Below are 16,778 nucleotides of genomic sequence, written 5' to 3'. Positions count from 1 at the left end.
CTCCGAGTGGGGAAGCTTGCGTCGCGGGGTGCGACGCAAGGGTGTCGGGAGGTTAGAAGCCGCACTAGCCGGTGGGCGTATTTCCGCTTGCGCGGTTTTGTATTAGCCACCCTCCCGACGCAGAGAGATCGTGAGCCGCCTCGGAGGAGCGAGGAAGTGACACGCCAACTGACTGGGATGCTTGCTAGTGAGAGCTTCTAAACTCCTCGTGCATCATTCGCACTTGACCTGCCGATCTCAAGCAGGGCGTGACGCAATGTCGATACGAATTTTCCAAATCCACTTTGCCACAAACGAACGAACGCCCTGCTATTTCGGCACGCGCCAGCGGTAGGGTGCGATCTCAAATGACTCTGGAACAGGCTTGAACGGATCGCTCTCCTCAGGCCACCTATTGGCACGACTCTGAAAGGACCTCAGGTCATCAACTTGCAGTTCGACAACCACAAGATGCTCGTTCTTGCCGCCCCTGAGCCTGCAAACATCTCTTAGGTGAGCCTTCTTTGCAGGAACGCGCACTCGACTGTCGCCATATCGTCGATTGTTTACGAGGGCGATGCTTGCATGCACGTCCAAGCTCGCAGACTCGACTAGAGCCGAGAACGTCTCGATGTCCGGATTCCACGACAGAACCATCAAACAATCTACGTCCCCCTGAAATTGCAGTCTGTGACTAACATTTTGCAGCTCTGAGCAGACAAGCACCCCAAACGCTAGCCCCCTGTGTACGTAAACCGGCTTGTTCAGGGGCAACTCAGTCCAATTCAGCCCAAAATCCTTTTGCAAGTTCTTATCCTCGCCCGGCGCAGGCAGCGATTTGACCTGTCGAATTTCGACGGAAGCTGGGTACCCGAGGCGAGTGTCTGACAACACCAACACCGCGGAACTATGGATACTTCCTTCCTTGGAAATTTGATAGTCAAGCCCCGCAATCAGGCCGATGCCAGCGTTCGACAACATTCCGGCAACCGTATCGATCCAACGATCCGGAAGCGACAACTCTGGGAGCAAGAGATAGGTTGGCCGAGGCTTGGCTTGGATTGCTTGGTTAACAATGCACTCAATCCGTGCGTAGCGCTCTCGACTCACATCTGGCTTACCGGCAGCACCTAAGCTCCAAGTACTGTCCTCAGTCAAGAGACTACTGATACCAAGATGAATTGGCTTGTCGGTCTCGCCGTCTCCGAGGTAGGCGACGTCTCGATCCTTATTTCCGGCGAAGCCGGCAGACCTAACTCGACTCGAGGCCGACGTGACACCCCAGACCCACGACCCACGAACAGCGCGAGTAAATCTAGCCCAATTTCTAGCGCTCTCCTGCTCATCGCCTAGAACGCAATGCTCCGGCAAGAACAAAGATATTTCCTGAGTCGAATACGGACGCGTTGGAAATACGTACGGCAAGAGCGAGGCCACGCCGTTCGCCATACCTCGCAATCGCTCGTTTACTCTGGCTGCTGCGATCGAGTTCGGTGTCTCTTCGCACTTGTTCAAGAAGTCCAGAAGATCAGACAGGTGGGCGTACTCTGCAGTTACCATGCCTTCGCCATCGATGGCAGGGCGATGTCGCGCTGCAGCTATCCGGATGTGCTGCTTGTAAGGCGTTTTGGCGAGATCGGCTTCCCGATAGGCGAGAGCCCGCGCTTCAATTTCAGAATCGCCGCTCAATCCCAGCTCTCGGCACAGCTTGATTGCAACCGGCGGGAGCACATGTGGAGTACATGTCACGGTATTCCAGCGAATCGAACTCAAGATTGCGTCGCGAGCAAAATCCGCCAACGTTTCAAATATGCCGGTCCATAGCCCTGGCAAACTGGCGCTATCGATGCCATTTACACGAGCCTCTCCGTGCGTCTTGCCTTGCAATTCTTTAAGCGCGAAAACCGCAGCATCGTACAGCTGCTTTGCCTCCGACCAATCGGTCATCGCAACTGCGAGCGACAATAGACGGGCCAAGTAATCGAAGTGATCAAGAATCTTGTCCGCGCGAAGAATATGGCTTCTTGAGAATCGGTAGAATTCTTCCCGCTCCTTCTTCCAATCCTGGTGCTTAAGGTCGCGAGCAAGTATCTCGACGGCGCGTAACTGCAATGCCCAACTCAAGCGCCGAACTGATAGACCATCCGCACGACGAAGAGTGTCGGCCTCTTCACCACCGCTAGCCGCTGCGCTCAGGACCTTCGCCGACGCCATCGAGCTCAATTTGTCAGGAGACGGCATTAGACGCCTCTCGCTTGACACACTTCGTATTTGCGCCTCGATGCTATCGAGCAGGTCGAGCCCTGCTCTACCGGTAAGAAAAAAAGCCTTTTGCTTGCTTTGCTGCAACGCAAGTATGGATTCGCCCTGATACCCACCGCGAAGCTGCAGTTGAATCGCACCGGCGCCAAAGTCGCGCGGAAAGCTGGTTGTTCGATTCGCTATGTAGCGCAAGACATCACCCGCGTCGAGAAGATGCCCGGGATCTCTTAGCACTAGAAAAATGTCGTCAACGTACCGGCCGTAATAGACAGGCGCCACGCCAGTTTCAATATCAGCGTCTAATTCCGCCAGCAGCGCGTTCGAAATAACTCGCGTCGCGGCAATTCCAATGGGAATCCCGGCCTTGCCGCTCATGATCGTCGCGCCAAGCTCCATAAGCCGCCCCGCCGCGACAGATGACCAGTTCAGTAGAAATTGAACAAAGTCCGCGTTGAACTGGGATTCCCAAGGCGTCAGCTCCACTCCTAAAGAGGAAAAAAACTTCGGGTCTCCGAGAAATGCTGGATCAATCTGGTGATAGTAGTTCGCCAGGTCGAGAGACATGGCAACAACTTGGCGTTCAGCTTTCAGTTCGCTGCGAATTGCAGCGAGCCCTCCCTCTCGCCATCGCTTGTAGGGCATGAAGTAAGGCTGGAAGGACCCTAGCGCTTCGGTGTGAAAATTGCCGACCTCGCCGTCGCGGGCCCCCGGTTCCGGGCGAGTTCGCCTCAATCGCGCTCCGTATGCGGAGGGTCGCAGCGCCTTATCTAGCTTGTCTCCGACCGTGGCAATCCAGAGTGCAGACAGCACATGGATATCAACGTTGAAGTCGCCGATTAATCTAAACTCTGGCACAACCTTGGAGTGGCGCAGCATCCGAGCGAATGCGCGATCTGCGTCGGAAAAGAATGCATGACCGGGAGTTGGCTCGACGAGAGACTCTTTATCCTCTTGTTCCAATTGAGTCGTTCGTGATTCAACCGAAAGCTTTTTTGCGACGACTCGAACGCTGTCGTGCGAAACACCGAGCACATTCAGAACCTGACCAGCACGCAGCCGTTCGAAGAGCGAGGACAAGTTCCGCGCGAGATCCTCCTCATACCGAACAAAGCGCTCAGCACTATCCGGCGTACGGTCATAAAAGCAGTCGGATTTTGCTTTCCTGTACGCATAGAACAAATGGCCGGCTTCAATGCTGGACCAGCTTTCGATCGCTGAAAAATCCATTCCCCATTCCCCCGCTGATTTCGCCCGCGTAAGCACTCATCCGACACAGAGCGCTGAAGGGACTGTAAACAACCCTTCAACTTCGGCCAGATATAGCTCGCGCCAAGATTCCCGGGAGAACGGTACAACGAAAGTCGAACGGCCAAATGGGTAGTGACCGATATTCACTCGATCGCTTTTTACTATGCGGCTGGCAACGCTCCGCAAACGTGTAAGTTTACGACGACTCTTTATCGCCTCTCAGATCTTCGCCTCATCGTCGTGATATCGCTCGCACCGACTTTCATAAAACAGCCGCCGGTTGATTCGGCGCTTGCCGGGGCCTCCAAGGCCAAACGCGCACTCGCTGCATATGGCGCGTCAAGACGGACGCCGAAGGCGAAGGCGAGCACGCTATGCGCCCAATGCCGATCAGAGGCGCCGAATACGCTGCCGCTTCCGCGGGAGACGTTCACGGAGTATGCGGTTGAATCGTCCGTGTAGGCATGGCTGGAGTTCTCGCTAAGTGCTAGCCCCCCGGCCCTCCCCTGCTTTGCAGGGGAGGGAGCAAAGCAATCACATGTTGCGGCGGTACTCCCCACCCACGTCATACAACGCATGGCTAATCTGCCCCAGCGAATGCGTCTTCACCGCCTCCATCAAAGACGCAAACACGTTCTGCCTCTCTCGCGCAGTCTTCTGCAAGAACGCCAACCCCTTCTCCCCATTCCGCAGCTGCTGGTAGTTCCCCACGTTCTCGATCTGCTGCCCCTTCTCGCCTTCGGTCGATCGAATGAGCTCGATCTCCGTAACGATATCCCCGCCATGATCCTTCGGCAGGAAGGTGTTCACGCCGATCAGCGGTAGCGAGCCGTCATGTTTCTTGTGTTCGTAGTACAGGCTTTCTTCCTGGATCTTGCCGCGTTGGTACATGGTGTCCATGGCGCCGAGGACGCCGCCGCGTTCGCTGATCGCTTCGAATTCCTTGTAGACGGCTTCTTCGACGATGTCGGTGAGCTTGTCGACGATGAAGCTGCCCTGCCAGGGGTTTTCGTTGAAGTTGAGGCCCAGTTCCTTGTTGATGATCATCTGGATCGCCACGGCGCGGCGGACGCTTTCTTCCGTGGGCGTGGTGATCGCTTCGTCGTAGGCGTTGGTGTGCAGGCTGTTGCAGTTGTCGAACAGTGCGTACAGGGCCTGCAGCGTGGTGCGGATGTCGTTGAACTGGATTTCCTGCGCGTGCAGGCTGCGGCCGCTCGTTTGGATGTGGTACTTCATCATTTGCGAGCGCGGGCCGGCGCCGTAGCGTTCGCGCATGGCGCGGGCCCAGATGCGGCGGGCGACGCGGCCGATGACGGTGTATTCGGGGTCCATTCCGTTGCTGAAGAAGAACGACAGGTTGGGGGCGAAGTCGTCGATCTTCATGCCGCGCGCGAGGTAGTACTCGACGATGGTGAAGCCGTTGCTCAGGGTGAAGGCGAGCTGCGAGATCGGGTTCGCGCCGGCTTCGGCGATGTGGTAGCCCGAGATCGACACGCTGTAGAAGTTGCGCACCTGCTGGTCGACGAAGTACTGCTGGATGTCGCCCATCATGCGCAGCGCGAATTCGGTGCTGAAGATGCACGTGTTCTGCGCCTGGTCTTCCTTCAGGATGTCGGCCTGCACGGTGCCGCGCACGGTCTTGAGCGTGTCTTCCTTGATGCGCGCGTACGTTTCAGCGTCGATCACCTGGTCGCCGGTCACGCCCAGCAGGCCGAGGCCCAGGCCATCGTTGGTTTCGGGCAGCATGCCGCTGTATTCGGGGCGCTTGCGGCCTTCGAACATCTTTTCGATCTTGTCGTGCGCTTCGTCCCAACGGGTTTGGTCGGCACGCAAATACTTCTCAACTTGCTGGTCGATCGCGGTGTTCATGAACATCGCGAGGATGATCGGCGCGGGGCCGTTGATCGTCATCGAAACCGACGTGGTCGGCGCGCACAGGTCGAAGCCGGAGTACAGCTTCTTCATGTCGTCGAGCGTGGCGATGTTGACGCCCGAGTTGCCGATCTTGCCGTAGATGTCCGGGCGTACGGCGGGGTCTTCGCCGTACAGCGTGACCGAGTCGAACGCGGTGGACAGGCGCGCGGCGGGCTGGCCGACGCTCAAGTAGTGGAAGCGCCGGTTGGTGCGTTCGGGCGTGCCTTCGCCGGCGAACATGCGGATGGGGTCTTCGCCGGTGCGGCGATAGGGATACACGCCGCCGGTGTACGGGTAGTAGCCCGGCAGGTTTTCTTTCTGCAGGAAGGTCAGGAGTTCGCCCCAGCTTTTGTAGGTGGGGGCGGCGATCTTCGGGATCTTCTGGTGGCTGAGGGATTCGCGGTAGTTGTCGACGCGGATCACCTTGTCGCGGACTTTGTATTCGTTGACGTCGTCGGTGATCGACTTCAGGCGGGCGGGCCATTCGCGCAGGAGCTTGAGGGCTTCGCTGTCCAGTGAGTGGATGGCGTCCTGGTAACGCTGGCGGAGCGTGGCGAGCGTCTTGTCGCCTTCCATCGCGTCATCGCCGGTGTACAGGTCCAACGCCTTCGGCAACTTCGCATCGTCGAGCGCCTGCAGCGATTGCCAATACGCCTGCGCGCGGTCGGCGATCTCCGACTGCGATTCGATGCGCGTGTTGATGCTCCTGCCCTGCTCCGCAATCTCCGCGAGGTAACGCACGCGGGCGCCGGGGATCAGCACGGTGGCGCGCGGTTCCTTCAACGACGTGTCGATCTCCGGCGTCCACTTTTCCGCCGGCAGTTGCAGCTTCTCGCGCAGCAGGCGCGTGAGGTTGGCGAACATCCAGCTGATGCCGGGGTCGTTGAACTGGCTGGCGATGGTCGGGTAGACGGGGACGTCTTCGTCCTTCGTCTGGAAGGCCACGCGGTTGCGCTTCCACTGTTTGCGCACGTCGCGCAGGGCGTCTTCGGCGCCGCGCTTGTCGAACTTGTTGAGCACCACCAGTTCGGCGTAGTCGAGCATGTCGATCTTTTCCAGCTGGCTCGGGGCGCCGAAGTCGCTGGTCATGACGTACATCGGGAAGTCGACGAGGTCGACGATCTCCGAGTCGGACTGGCCGATGCCCGCGGTTTCGACGATCACCATGTCGTAGCCGAGGGACTTCAGGAACGCGATGCAGTCCTTCAGCACCACGTTGGTCGCCATGTGTTGGCGGCGCGTGGCCATCGAGCGCATGAAGACGCGCTTGCTGCGCAGCGAATTCATGCGGATGCGGTCGCCCAGCAGCGCGCCACCGGTGCGGCGGCGGGTGGGGTCGACGGAGATCACCGCCATGCGCATTTCGGGGAACGACGCGAGGAAGCGGTTGAGGAGTTCGTCAGTGACCGACGACTTGCCGGCGCCGCCGGTGCCGGTGATGCCGATGACGGGCGTCTTGCCGCCGGCCAGGTGCCATTGCTTGCGCAGGTGGGCGAGTTCGGACTCGTCGAGCGCGCTTTCTTCGATGGCGCTGAGCATCGCGCCGATGGCGATCTCGTTCGACAGGTCAACCTGATGCGGCTTCTCGACGGGCTGGCGCGCGGAGGTCGCGCGGCGCACCACGTCTTCGATCATCGCAACGAGGCCCATGTGCATGCCGTCGTTGGGGTGGTAGATGCGCTCGACGCCGTAGTCCTGCAGCTCGCGGATTTCCTCCGGCGTGATCGTGCCGCCGCCACCGCCGAACACGCGGATGTGCGAGGCGCCGCGCTCGCGCAGCATGTCCACCATGTACTTGAAGTATTCGACGTGGCCGCCCTGGTAGGACGACAGCGCGATGGCGTCGGCGTCTTCCTGCAACGCGGCGCGCACCACGTCCTCCACCGAGCGGTTGTGCCCGAGGTGGATGACCTCCGCGCCCTGCCCCTGGATCAGGCGCCGCATGATGTTGATCGCGGCGTCGTGGCCGTCGAACAGGCTGGCGGCGGTGACGAACCGCAGCGGGCTGGTCTCGGTCAGCGGGGTCGGCGCGGTGGCTTCGGTCGCGGGGGTGCTCATGGGGCGGCGGCTCAATACGGATTCGACGAATTCCGGATTGTAGCGCCGGGGGAGTTAAAGGCCGTCGGGGGAGCCCGGCCCCTCCCCAGCCCTCCTGCCTGCGGGGGAGGGGGTGCTATGCGTCCAGGTCTTTCATCGGGACGCGCTGGGACTCGCAGTAGCGCTTGTAGTCGGCGCGTTGGGTTTGCGCGTTGGCCACCGCGCGCACCTCGCCGCCGGGGCCGATGAATTCGACGTCACCCATCACCACGACGAAGGCGATGCAGTCTTCGTCGCCGACGATCTTCCACCAGTCCACATGGCCCGCCGGTTCGTGCACATAGTCGCCGGGGCCGAGGATTTCGCCGGTGCACAACTGGCGTTGGCCGGTGAGTTGGTGGACGTGTACTTCGCCGGTGTGGCGGTGCAGCGGCATCACGGTGCCGGGGGCCATGCGCAGGAGTTCGACGAAGCCGCGGTCGCCGAGGAAGCGCAAGGGCTTGGCCCATTTGCCGGGTTCGTCCGCAGGCACCCACGGGAGGTCGGCGGTGGCCACGGCGCGCGAGGGGAGCGCGCCGCGCAGTGCGTCGTGCAGGAAGGCGTTCATGCGGCCACCTGTTGCAGGAATCGGTCGAAGGAGGCCTCCACCGCCGCGCGTCCGTTGCCGAGGATGTTGCGGCCCCAGGAGAAGCCGTACACGTCGTCGTAGTCGTACGGGGCGAGCAGCTCGCGCATGCGGCGCACGGCCGAGGGTTTCATCGGGGTGAAGTTCGGCACGCTGTGCATGAAACTGACGGATTTGCGGTCTTGCCCGACGTGCGGCGCGTCGCCGGGGAACAACGTCTGGCCGCGCGGGCCGTTCTTCCAGTGCAGTGCGGTGCTGCCGGGGAAGTGGCCAGCAACGTTGATCAGGGTGACGTCGTTGGAGAGCGACAGCGTGTCGCCGCGCCAGTACTTCACGTTGGGCGATGGGCGGCGCACCCATTCGCGGTCGGCGTCGTGCAGCAGGATGCCGACGCCGCCGAGCGCTTCGCTCCATTCGATCATCGAGGAATAGAAATGCGGGTGCGAGACGACGATGCAGTCGACGCCGCCATTCGCCTGCAATGCGGCCACGGCTTCGTCGGTCACGATGCCGAGCGATTCCCACAGGATGTTGCCGCCGTCGGTTTTCAGGTGCAGCAGGCGTTGCGGGATGGCGAAGCCGGGGATGTCGATGGCGAGCAGGCCCGCGTCTTCCCCGATGCGCACCGGGTATTTGCGTTGGAGCTCGGCGAGCGTGGTCCAGCGTTGGCCGGCCCAGTCGACGTATTGGCGGTCGTCTTCGCAGACGGGGCAACTCGACGGGGGTTCGTGGCTCGGGGCGTACTGCGTTGCGCACGTGGCGCAGATCCAGGGTGTCATGCGAGGGCCTCTTCCAATGAGAACTTCGGGGTGGCGTACACGTCGACGTAATCGGCGAAGGCGCGTTGCGTCGCGGGGCGTGCGCGAATCGCTTCGTACCAGCGCTGGACGTTCGGGAAGTCATCGAGCGATTGGCCGTGGCCGGCGTGCGAGACGATCCACGGCCAGGTCGCGATGTCGGCGATCGAGTACGCATCGCCTGCGATGAATTCGCGGCCTTCCAGGCGGCGATCCAGCACGCCGTACAGGCGGTGCGTTTCCTTCGTGTAGCGTTCCATCGCATACGCATCGCGTTGCTGCGCGTGCGTGCGGAACCAGCCGGATTGCCCGGCCATCGGCCCGAGGCCAGCGGCTTGCCACACCACCCACTGCATCGTTTCGATGCGCGTGCGCGGGTCGCACGACAACAGCTGGCCGGTCTTGTCGGCGAGGTATTCCAGGATCACGGCCGATTCGAAGATCGGCAGCGGCGGGCCGCCGTCGGCGGGCGCGTGGTCGACGATCGCGGGGATCTTGTTGTTCGGCGAGATCGTCAGGAACGCGGGCGTGTGTTGCTCGCCGGCCGACAGGCGCATGAGGTGCCAGCGGTGCGCGGGCATCGGGCCGCCAAGCTGCGCGAGTTCTTCCATGAACAGCACCAGCTTCATGCCGTTGGGGGAGCGGGCGAAGTACAGGTCGAGCATCGAGTCCTCCGATGGGTGTCCGTGGGTGTAGGGTGGCGGCAATCTGGCCCAGCGTCCGGACCACTTCGGAGAGACTTCATGGAACCAGTTCTCCCCTTCGCGCCCGATCTGACCGGGGCTGCGGGCCACTTGGCGGGCTCGCTGCACCAGCAGTTGCGGGCGGCGATCCTCGACGGCCGCCTGGCCGCCGGCGCCGCCCTGCCCTCGTCGCGCACGCTGTCCATCGAATTGAAGGTGGCGCGCAACACGGTCGTGACCGCTTACGACTTGCTGGTCGCCGAGGGTTACGTGATGCCGCGTCGCGGTGCGAAGGCGGTCGTCGCCGACGTGCGCGGGCGTGCGATGCGCAAGCCCGATGCGCCGTTGCCGGTGGAGGATGCGCGGCTCGCGCCGTTCTGGCGCACGCCGTTCATGCCATCGATGGCGACGCGCGAATTGCCGGAGCGCAGTTTTCGCCTGGGCGTCGGCGACCATCGGCATTTCCCGCATGCGTTGTGGCGGCGATTGACGGCGCAGACGTTGCAGGCGTTTTCGAAGCAACCGTTCCGTTACGCGCCGTCGGAAGGCTTGCCACCGTTGCGCGCGGCGATCGCGCAGCACGTGGCGTTCGCGCGGGCGGTGGCGTGTACGGCGGACGATGTGATCGTGACGTCCGGTGCGCAGCAGGCGTTCGATCTGCTGGCGCGGTTGTTGGTGACGCCGGGGAAGACGCGGGTCGCGGTGGAGAATCCGGGGTATCCGTCATTGCGTGCGGCGTTCGCGGCGGTCGGCGCGGAACTGGTGCCGATGCGCGTCGACGACGAGGGGTTGTGCGTCGAATGCCTGGGCGACAACGACGTCGACATCGTGATGGTCACCCCCTCGCACCAATCGCCAACAGGCGCGGCGTTGTCGTTGCGGCGGCGGATGGCATTGCTGGATTACGCGCGGTCGCGCAACGCGGTGATCATCGAGGATGACTACGACGGCGAGTTCCGCTTCGGTGGACGGCCGCTGGATGCGCTGCAGACACTGGATCGCGACGGGATCGTGTTCTACGTCGGCACGTTCTCGAAGAGTCTGTTCCCGGCGTTGCGCAAGGGCTTCATCGTGGCGCCGCCGTGGGCGCGCGCGCCGCTGGCGCAGGTCAAGCAGTGCGTGGATTCGCACAGCGATGCGATCACGCAATCGGTGCTGGCGGCCTTCATTCGCGATGGACACATGGCCCGGCACGTGCGGAAGATGCGCGGGATTTACGCGGAGCGGCGCGCGGCGTTGTTCGCGGGGCTGGAGGCGATGGACCGGTGGCTGGATCCGATTCCGTCGGAGGCCGGGATGCATACGGCGGCGCGGTTGCGCGACCCCGGTGGCGCGGATCGATTCTTCCGATTGATGCGCGAGCATGCGCCCGGGGCGCAGTCGATCGCGGAGTACGCGATGGCGCCGTTGGCGGAGCCGGCGGTGGTGTTCGGTTACGGGGTGATCGATGCCGATGAAATCAGCGCGCGCCTGGCTTCGCTCAAGCGCGCGCTGGAATCAGTCGCGCGCTGAGTAACCGTACGAGCCCAGCGCGGTTTTCAGCGGCGCAAGTTGCGCTTCGTACTTGCGCCACTTGTTCTTGCCGTGCTGGTGGATCGCTTCGCGCACCTGCGTCGTGCTCGCGGTCGCCACGCTGCCGGTGCGTTTCTCGGGCGAGAGGACGGCGTCTTCCCACGGCAAACCCAGGAACTCGAGGATGTCGCCCGTGACGCGCTTGGTGTCGATGGTGAGCTCGCCGTAGCGCACATCCAGGATGCGGTCCGGATACAGGCGCCGCCAATGCGCCATCAACTGGCGATAGCCCTTGTAGTAGTTCGCCAGTTCGACCTGGTCGTACGTGTGGCCGTAGAAGCTGGCGAAGTGTTCTTTGAGGTTCGAGAAGCACGTATCCATCGGGTCGCGCATCACGTGCAGGAACTTCGCGTGCGGCAGCGCGCGGGCGATGTAGCCGACGTTGAGGAAGTTCTCCGGCATCTTGTCGGTGAAGTACGGCTTGCCCTGCGTGCGCCAGCGGGTGTGGTCGAGATACCGGCGGCCGAGTTCGGCGAAGTCGATGTCCGTCGCTTGCCGTGCGAGCGCGAGGTCGAGTTGCGCCGGGCCCTGGCGGTCGGCCATCCAGCGCAGTTGGCGGGTGAAGTCGAGCAGCTCGCCGGCGTCGGCTACTTGCGAGTGCGCGCCGAGGATGCGTTCGAGCAGCGTCGTGCCCGAGCGCGGCATGCCGACGATGAAGATCGGCGTGGCGTCGTCGTCTCGTTTCACCAGGTCGGACACGCCGCCTTCCAGCGCGCCGAGGTGCGCGAACAACTGTTGCGCGTCACCCGCGTCGTATTGCGCGCTCGCGCGGCGCAGGCGCATCGCGGTGTCGAGCACGGGCCAGGCTTCATCCGCGCGGCCGAGATCGTCGAGTTCCTTGGCCAGCGCGTAGTGGAACAGCGCCGACTCCGGGCGGTCTTCGCCGATGCGTGCGACATCGGCGCGCAATTGTTCGACGTGATTGTCGGCGTCGGTCCACGTGCGCAGTTTGGCGAGCGACCACGCGGCCTGCGGGAAGTCCGGCGCGGCGATGCGCGCGGATTCGAGTTCGCGTTGCGCGCCGTCGATGTCGCCGGTGTGCATCTTCGACAAACCGATGAGATAGCGCACTTGGCCGGTGTCGAGGCCGAGTTCGCGCGCGCGTTCCAGCAGGGGCAGCGCGTGGCCGGGCAGCATCGCCACCGACATCTGCTTGCCGAGTTCGAAATGCAGGCCCGGGTCGCCGGCGGTCAGTACGGCGTCGTACGTGGCGATGCCGGCGGCCAGCTCGAGTTCGCCCAGCGAGAAGAGGCGCTTGGCGATCATGCCCAGCACGTCGGCTTCGGGCTGCCGGGCTTCCCACGCGGCCACCGCGTGGTGGGTGGCTTCGCGCAGGCGGCCTTCGCGCCCGGCGATGAGCGACAGGCGCAGGTGCGCCAGCGCCGCGACGTCCGGTGCGTTGGTGAGGGCGGTGTATGCCGCGCGCGCCTGCGGCAGCTGTTGCGCGTTCAGCAGGCGCTCGGCGGTTTGCCAGGCCTGCAGGGACTGCGGTTGCATCGGTCGATCCATCGGGTCTTGGCCGTGATTGTAGCGGCCGCTACACACGACCGATCCGGACGATTGGAGTAGACTGCGCCGCCTGCGGAGGGCGCCCATGCGCGCCTTTCGACCGCAGTCTCCAGGAATCTCAACGACTTACCTCGACTTGTCGGTGTCGTCCACGCTGCGCAGCCCGCGCATGTGGGGCGGCTCGACCGGAGCTCCCGATGATTTTCGAAACGCTCGACACCTACGGCCACGAACAGGTCGTGTTCTGCCACAACAAGGATGCGGGCCTGAAGGCCATCATCGCCATCCACAACACCGTGCTCGGCCCCGCGCTGGGCGGCACGCGCATGTGGCCGTACAAGACCGAGGCCGACGCGCTCAACGACGTGCTGCGCCTCTCGCGCGGCATGACGTACAAGAACGCGGTGGCGGGCCTGAACATCGGCGGCGGCAAGGCCGTCATCATCGGCGACCCGGCGAAGGACAAGTCCGAAGCGCTGTTCCGTGCGTTCGGCCAGTTCGTCGAATCGCTCGGCGGCCGTTACATCACGGCCGAAGACGTCGGCATCGACGTCAACGACATGGAATACGTGTACCGCGAGACCGAATACGTCACCGGCGTGCACCAGGTGCACGGTGGCTCGGGCGATCCCTCGCCGTTCACCGCCTACGGCACGCTGCAGGGCCTGATGGCCACGCTCAACAAGAAGTACGGCGACGAGGAAGTCGGCAAGTACTCCTACGCCGTGCAGGGCCTCGGCCACGTGGGCATGGAGTTCGTGAAGCTGCTCAAGGAGCGCGGCGCGAAGATCTTCGTCACCGACATCAACAAGTCGCTCGTCGACAAGGCCGTCAGCGAATACGGCGCCGAAGCAGTGGGCCTGGACGAGATCTACGACGTGCCGGCGGACGTGTACTCGCCGTGCGCGCTGGGCGCCACCGTCAACGAGCAGACCCTGCCCCGCCTCAAGGCGAAGGTCATCTGCGGCGCGGCCAACAACCAGCTGGCCAACACGCAGATCGGCGACGAAGTCGAGAAGCGCGGCATCGTCTACGCGCCGGATTACGCGGTCAACGCGGGCGGCGTGATGAACGTGTCGCTCGAGATCGACGGCTACAACCGCGAACGCGCGATGCGCATGATGCGCACGATCTACCACAACCTCGCGCGCATCTATGAAATCAGCGAGCGCGACGGCATCCCGACCTACAAGGCTGCCGACCGCCTCGCCGAGGAGCGCATCAGCGCCATCGGCAAGCTCAAGCTTCCGCTGGGCCGCGCGCAGCCGCGTTTCCAGGGACGCATCCGCGGCCACTAAGTTGTAAATTCAGGACGGGGCTTCGGCCCCGTTCTGCTGTGCGAACCTCACGATTCCGGAGTTCCAGATGCGCGCGTTCCCCTTGGGTGAAGACATCGATGCACTGCGCGAGGCGGTCCGCCGTTTCGCCGATTCCGAGATCGCGCCGCGTGCGGCGAAGATCGACGAGGAGAATGTCTTCCCGCAGGACCTGTGGCCGAAGCTCGGCGAGATGGGCCTGCTCGGGCTGACGGTGCCGGGCGAGTTCGGCGGCAGCGACATGGGGTATCTCGCGCACCTGGTCGCGATGGAAGAGATCTCGCGTGCGTCGGGTTCGGTCGGTCTGTCGTACGGCGCGCACTCCAACCTGTGCGTCAGCAACCTCTACGCCAACGGCACGGACGCGCAGCGCCGCAAGTATTTGCCGAAGCTGTGCAGCGGCGAGTGGAAGGGTGCGCTCGCCATGAGCGAGCCGGGCGCCGGCTCCGACGTCGTCGGTTCGATGGCGTGCAAGGCCGAATTGCGCGGCGACACCTGGGTCGCCAACGGCAACAAGATGTGGATCACCAACGGCCCCGAGGCCGACGTGCTGATCGTCTACATGCGCACCGCCGGCAAGGACGCGGGCAGCCAGTGCATGACGGCCTTCCTCGTCGAGAAGGGCATGAAGGGGTTTTCCACCGCGCAGAAGCTCGACAAGTTCGGCATGCGCGGGTCCAACACGTGCGAGCTCGTGTTCGAGAACTGCGAGATCCCGCAGGAGAACGTGCTCGGCGAAGTGCACAAGGGCGTCAAGGTGTTGATGTCGGGCCTGAACACCGAGCGCCTGGTGCTGACGGGCGGCCCGATCGGTTTGATGCAGGCCGCGATGGACATCGCCCTGCCCTACGTGCGCGAGCGCAAGCAGTTCGGCGAGGCCATCGGCACCTTCGGGATCATGCAGGCCAAGATCGCCGACATGTACACGGCGATGCAGTCCTCGCGCGGGTTCGCCTACCAGGTCGGCCGTGACTTCGACGCGGGGCATCGTTCGCGCATCGATGCGGCCTCGTGCCTGCTGCACGCCACCGAAGCCGCGGTGCAGGTCGCGCTGGAAGCCATCCAGGCCCTCGGCGGCAACGGCTACATCAACGAGTTCCCCACCGGCCGGATCCTGCGCGACGCCAAGCTGTACGCCATCGGCGCGGGCACCAACGAAATCCGCCGGATGCTGATCGGGCGGGAGCTGTTCGACGGGAAGTCCTGAACCCCCGGCCACACGTTTGCGGCACTGCAACATTCGGACCTAGAATCGGGGTCGTTCCGGCACCACCTTTGCCGGCCTGACCTCCCGAGGCTCGATCCATGTCCGACATCGTCATCGTCGGTGCCAAGCGCACCGCAATGGGCTCCCTGCTGGGCCAGTTCACCGGCGTTCCCACCCCGACCCTCGGCGCGGCCGCCATCGCCGGCGCGCTCGACCACGCGGGTGTGGCCCCCGACCAGGTCGACGAAGTGATCATGGGCTGCGTGCTGCCGGCCGGACTCGGCCAGGCCCCCGCCCGCCAGGCCGCCATCGCCGCCAAGATCCCGACCAGCGCCGGCGCCACCACGATCAACAAGGTGTGCGGTTCGGGCATGAAGGCCGTGATGCTCGCGCACGACCTGATCAAGGCCGGTTCGGCCAATGTCGTCGTCGCCGGCGGCATGGAGTCGATGACCAACGCACCGCACCTGCTCAACAACTCGCGCACCGGCACGAAGTACGGTTCGGTCGAAATGCTCGACCACATGGCGTGGGATGGCCTGACCAATCCGTACGACAAGCAGGCGATGGGCGTGTTCGGTGAATCGTGCGTCGAGAAGTATTCGTTCACGCGCGAAGAGCAGGATGCGTACGCCGCCGAGAGCGTGCGTCGCGCGCAGGGCGCGGTCGCCTCGGGTGCGTTCAAGAATGAAATCGTTCCGGTCGTCGTGGCGGGCCGCAAGGGCGATGTCACGATCGACACCGACGAAGGCCCGGGCAAGATCGATCCGGCGAAGATCCCGACGCTGAAGCCTGCGTTCAAGAAGGACGGCACGATCACCGCCGCAAGCTCGTCGTCGATCAACGATGGCGCGGCCGCGACGGTCGTGATGTCGTCTGAAGAAGCCGTTAAACGGGGCCTCACGCCGCTCGCACGCATCGTCGCGCACGCTACGCACTCGCAGGCGCCGGAATGGTTCACCACCGCGCCGGTGACTGCGATTGCGAACGTGTTGAAAAAGGCGGGCTGGAAAGCCGAGGAGGTGGACCTGTTCGAAGTCAACGAAGCGTTCGCGTGCGTCGCGATGGCGCCGATGCGCGAACTCGGAATTCCGCACGAGAAGCTCAACGTCAACGGCGGGGCGTGTGCGCTCGGTCATCCGATCGGCGCGAGCGGTGCACGCTTGATCGTCACGTTGTTGCACGCGTTGAAGGCGCGTGGCGGCAAGCGTGGCGTCGCTGCGTTGTGCATCGGTGGCGGCGAAGCGACGGCGATCGCTGTCGAGATCGCGTGAAGCAATCGTTGTTTTGCGTGAAGTCGCAAACGACATTGCTGACCGGTTCCGGCCAAGCCACTTGACACGCGACAACCGCCGGTTGAGATTGATATTGGCGCGCAGAAGCGCGTTGCCGATCCCTACGACGAGGAAAGTGATCATGTCCATCAATAAGGCTCTGCTCGCCATTGCCCTGGGTCTCTCCATGGCCGCGTGCACGAACTCCCAGCAGGCTGCCGATTCGGCCGCCGAAGCGTCCGAAGCCGCCGGTGAGGCCCAGCAGGCCGCCACCAACGCCGCCGCCACTGGCGACGCCGCTGCCGCCGACGCTGCCCAGGCTGCTGCCGACACGGCCGCCGCCGCTGCCGACGCC

Annotated in this window: 10 protein-coding genes and 1 pseudogene; 5 read left to right on the top strand and 6 right to left on the bottom strand. The window is 63.5% G+C overall.

Features of this window, described 5'->3' with window-relative positions; all coding sequences use genetic code 11:
• Positions 1–309 precede the first annotated feature (309 nt).
• The 5 genes from LF41_RS04465 to LF41_RS04445 all read right to left on the bottom strand — a co-directional run bounded on the left by LF41_RS04465 (position 310) and on the right by LF41_RS04445 (position 9,527).
• Positions 310–3,468: an RNA-directed DNA polymerase gene (locus LF41_RS04465; RefSeq protein WP_036166526.1), complete on the bottom strand. Its 3,159-nt coding sequence runs from the start codon at positions 3,466–3,468 to the stop codon at positions 310–312.
• Positions 3,469–4,023: 555 nt separating this feature from the next.
• Complete coding sequence (locus LF41_RS04460; RefSeq protein ID WP_036166522.1) at positions 4,024–7,461, bottom strand: methylmalonyl-CoA mutase family protein; 3,438 nt, start codon at positions 7,459–7,461, stop codon at positions 4,024–4,026.
• A 115-nt stretch (positions 7,462–7,576) separates the two neighbouring features.
• Complete coding sequence (locus tag LF41_RS04455) at positions 7,577–8,047, bottom strand: cupin domain-containing protein (RefSeq protein WP_036166519.1); 471 nt, start codon at positions 8,045–8,047, stop codon at positions 7,577–7,579.
• A complete protein-coding gene (locus LF41_RS04450) occupies positions 8,044–8,844 on the bottom strand; it encodes an MBL fold metallo-hydrolase (protein ID WP_036166516.1) in 801 nt (266 codons plus the stop codon). Before LF41_RS04450 ends, LF41_RS04455 begins: the two co-directional genes overlap by 4 nt.
• Positions 8,841–9,527: a glutathione binding-like protein gene (locus tag LF41_RS04445; protein WP_036166513.1), complete on the bottom strand. Its 687-nt coding sequence runs from the start codon at positions 9,525–9,527 to the stop codon at positions 8,841–8,843. Before LF41_RS04445 ends, LF41_RS04450 begins: the two co-directional genes overlap by 4 nt.
• 78 nt (positions 9,528–9,605) lie before the next feature.
• Between LF41_RS04445 and pdxR the strand changes: the two genes are divergently transcribed.
• Positions 9,606–11,057, top strand: a complete 1,452-nt coding sequence (gene pdxR / locus LF41_RS04440) for a MocR-like pyridoxine biosynthesis transcription factor PdxR (protein WP_036166509.1) — start codon at positions 9,606–9,608, stop codon at positions 11,055–11,057.
• On the opposite strand, the gene LF41_RS04435 is transcribed toward pdxR, so the two are convergent.
• Positions 11,043–12,614: a tetratricopeptide repeat-containing sulfotransferase family protein gene (locus LF41_RS04435; RefSeq protein WP_036166507.1), complete on the bottom strand. Its 1,572-nt coding sequence runs from the start codon at positions 12,612–12,614 to the stop codon at positions 11,043–11,045. The genes pdxR and LF41_RS04435 overlap by 15 nt on opposite strands.
• A gap of 209 nt (positions 12,615–12,823) precedes the next feature.
• Here LF41_RS04435 and LF41_RS04430 point away from each other — a divergent pair, with 209 nt between their 5' ends.
• The 4 genes and pseudogenes from LF41_RS04430 to LF41_RS04415 all read left to right on the top strand — a co-directional run.
• Entirely contained in the window at positions 12,824–13,924 is a 1,101-nt protein-coding gene (locus tag LF41_RS04430) for a Glu/Leu/Phe/Val dehydrogenase dimerization domain-containing protein (protein WP_036166504.1), read from the top strand.
• 67 nt (positions 13,925–13,991) lie between these two features.
• Entirely contained in the window at positions 13,992–15,149 is a 1,158-nt protein-coding gene (locus tag LF41_RS04425; protein WP_036166502.1) for an isovaleryl-CoA dehydrogenase, read from the top strand.
• 98 nt (positions 15,150–15,247) lie between these two features.
• A complete protein-coding gene (locus LF41_RS04420) occupies positions 15,248–16,423 on the top strand; it encodes a thiolase family protein (protein WP_036166499.1) in 1,176 nt (391 codons plus the stop codon).
• Positions 16,424–16,565: 142 nt separating this feature from the next.
• Positions 16,566–16,778: pseudogene (locus LF41_RS04415) on the top strand (hypothetical protein); the annotation flags it as partial.

It is taken from the genome of Lysobacter dokdonensis DS-58, from assembly GCF_000770795.1.
GTDB lineage: Bacteria > Pseudomonadota > Gammaproteobacteria > Xanthomonadales > Xanthomonadaceae > Noviluteimonas > Noviluteimonas dokdonensis.
The sequence above is the reverse complement of the archived record's forward strand: the minus strand, read 5'-3'. Positions and strand labels throughout refer to the sequence as shown.